This is a genomic window from Psychrosphaera sp., assembly GCF_982872775.1.
The window spans coordinates 1-2,352 of sequence record NZ_CEYNSH010000094.1 but is presented as its reverse complement, the minus strand read 5'-3'; the positions used below and the strand labels follow the sequence as shown (position 1 = coordinate 2,352).

Annotated in this window: 4 protein-coding genes; 3 read left to right on the top strand and 1 reads right to left on the bottom strand. The window is 39.9% G+C overall.

What is annotated here, in order from left to right; all coding sequences use genetic code 11:
* The coding region (gene soxR, locus AC4E96_RS14065) for a redox-sensitive transcriptional activator SoxR (protein WP_490256278.1) at positions 1 to 409 on the bottom strand (409 nt) is incomplete at its 3' end.
* Between the two features lie 99 nt (positions 410 to 508).
* Here soxR and AC4E96_RS14060 point away from each other — a divergent pair.
* The 3 genes from AC4E96_RS14060 to AC4E96_RS14050 form a co-directional block, all read left to right on the top strand.
* Positions 509 to 925 (top strand): VOC family protein, encoded by a 417-nt coding sequence (locus tag AC4E96_RS14060; protein ID WP_488032581.1) that lies wholly within the window; start codon positions 509 to 511, stop codon positions 923 to 925.
* Positions 926 to 946: 21 nt separating this feature from the next.
* Entirely contained in the window at positions 947 to 1,447 is a 501-nt protein-coding gene (locus tag AC4E96_RS14055; protein ID WP_490256277.1) for a flavodoxin family protein, read from the top strand.
* A gap of 288 nt (positions 1,448 to 1,735) precedes the next feature.
* On the top strand, positions 1,736 to 2,352 hold a 617-nt coding region (locus tag AC4E96_RS14050; RefSeq protein WP_490256276.1), incomplete at its 3' end, for an outer membrane beta-barrel protein.

The following is a 2,352-nucleotide window of genomic DNA, read 5'->3' as shown; positions in this document are numbered from 1 at the left end:
GCTTGTCTTCACTGTTATAGAGCGGGCATTTGGTCAAAGATAGGCAACCACAACCGATACACCCTGACAATGAGTCTCTCAGCTTAATAAGCCCCTCTATTTTTTGGTTTAACATGTTCTGCCAATTATGGCTTAGCGCTTCCCAATCCTTTGTGGTAGGTGTACGGCTATTTGGCAGGGTTTCCAGTCCTTGCTTTATCTCCTCCAGGGTCACGCCAAGCTTTTGCGCGGCTTTTATGACTGAGACACGCCTGACAACATCAGCTTTATATCTTCTTTGATTTCCTTGATTGCGCCAGCTCTTAATTAGTCCCTTTTGTTCGTAAAAATGTAGTGTGGACACAGCTACTCCACAACGTTTGGCCACTTTACCAACCGTCCAACCTTCTTCAATTTTTGTTGATTTCATGCCTTCCCCTAAAAAAATTTAAATTACCCCTTTACCTCAACTTAACTTGAGGTTTTAACATGACTAAAAATTAAAGAAAAGAAACAAAGGAGTAAAAACATGCATTTAGAACATATCAACTTAGTCGTGAGAGATCTCAACGAAACACTAAATTTTTATCAAGCCGCCTTCCCTCACTGGCGTGTCAGAGGTAAAGGGGAAAGCGATTGGTATGGAACTAAAAGAACTTGGCTGCACTTTGGTGATGATTACCACTACGTAGCACTTAATGATAATGGAACGGGAGAAAACCGTCGGTTAGATACCAACGCGTTAGGATTGGCTCATTTTGCGTTTGTGACGTCAAACTTAACGGGAGTTATAAACAATCTAAAACAAGCCGGTTTTGAAGTTGATAAACAAGGAATTGAGCCTGGCTCTCGAAAAAACGCCTACTTTATTGATCCCAACGGATATGAAGTCGAATTCGTTGAATACCTGACAGACCTTCCAGAAGAGCGCAATACCTACGCTTAACCCAAACTAAAAGGAATTAAAATGTTTAAAACAGTGATAATTTTAGGCTCTAGCCGCTCAAACGGGAATACTGCCAATCTATGTGTAACAGTTGCAAAGGCGCTTAATGCAGCAGTTTTTGATTTAAACGACTATGTAATCGGCCCGTATCGATACGATCAATGTTATGACGATGACTTTCAGTTATTAATACGGGGTGTAATTCAATACGACCGCATCATTTTAGCCACTCCTATGTATTGGTATACCGCCAGTGCACAAATGAAAACGTTCTTAGACCGATTGTCTGACTTACTCGAAAAGGACAACATACAAGGCCAAGCTCTAAAGCGAAAGAAAGCGGCCTTGCTTGGAACTGGAAAAGACATTCAACCACCAGATTGTTTTGAAGCGGTCTTTGCTAAAACGTTTAACTATTTAGGCATGACCTACGAGGGAATGTTTTATTCTAGTGTTAATCAATTAGAAAAAGAGTCAACCTACAACTTCCAACTAAATGAATTTTGTCAGAGTTTAGTGTAGTTTTGGTGTCGATAAGCCTTAGTAAGGTGATGATTCAAAAATTAAATCATCACCTTTATTTGTTCTCGGTGAACCGAAAGCTATTAAATTGTAACCAAAACCAACGTTTTGATAACACTGAGTTACAAACCACATAAAATATTACAAAATTCATTACTAAACAAAGCGTTAACTCTTGAATACCATCCCGTTTTATACAACTATTTAGCTTACATTTTTGTGCTGTTTTGACGCAGGGCGGCACAGTTTTAAATAGCGTTTTATGGATATGTATTTTAGGGAAATAAAATGAAGCGATTGATGCAAACCTGTCTTACTGCAGGGCTAATGGTATTGTCTAACGCAGCTATATCTGAGGAAGCTGAATTAGCTAATTCGACACTGTTCGACGCAGATACATTTTATGTTGGTGCGAGTGTTGGCAACCATGACATTGATTTTGATCTTAATGACCGATCATTTGATACTATTTTCGCTACGCTTGGATATCAACTCAGTTCACATTGGGCCATAGAAGCAAGAATCGGCAAAGGTCGTCGTGGTTATGATCTATACACCACTGGTAACAGCGACTATCACTTCACCGAAGAAATCGACACGCAATACGTATTTTTAACAAAAGGCCGTTATCCTCTAACAGACAACACATCCGTCACTCTGCAACTTGGGTACAGTGATACAAAGCTGGTCGACTATACGCCAGTCAGTGTACTAAACGACTTAACTGGTGAATATGAACCGGCAGAAGGGAGGCGCGAATGGTCTGAATTGAGTCAGGGCTTAGTTTATGGGGTCGGAATCGACTACCGTATAAACCATAAATTTAGGGTTAATATCGAATATCAGAATTTGCCTAAATACGACAAAAGCTACTTTCAAGACTATGAGCCAGGAAATTGGACAAC

Bases quoted from the DNA above. Each gene is read 5' to 3' on its own strand.
- AC4E96_RS14060 (WP_488032581.1), top strand. From the start codon at position 509: ATGCATTTAGAACATATCAACTTAGTCGTGAGAGATCTCAACGAAACA.
- AC4E96_RS14055 (WP_490256277.1), top strand. From the start codon at position 947: ATGTTTAAAACAGTGATAATTTTAGGCTCTAGCCGCTCAAACGGGAAT.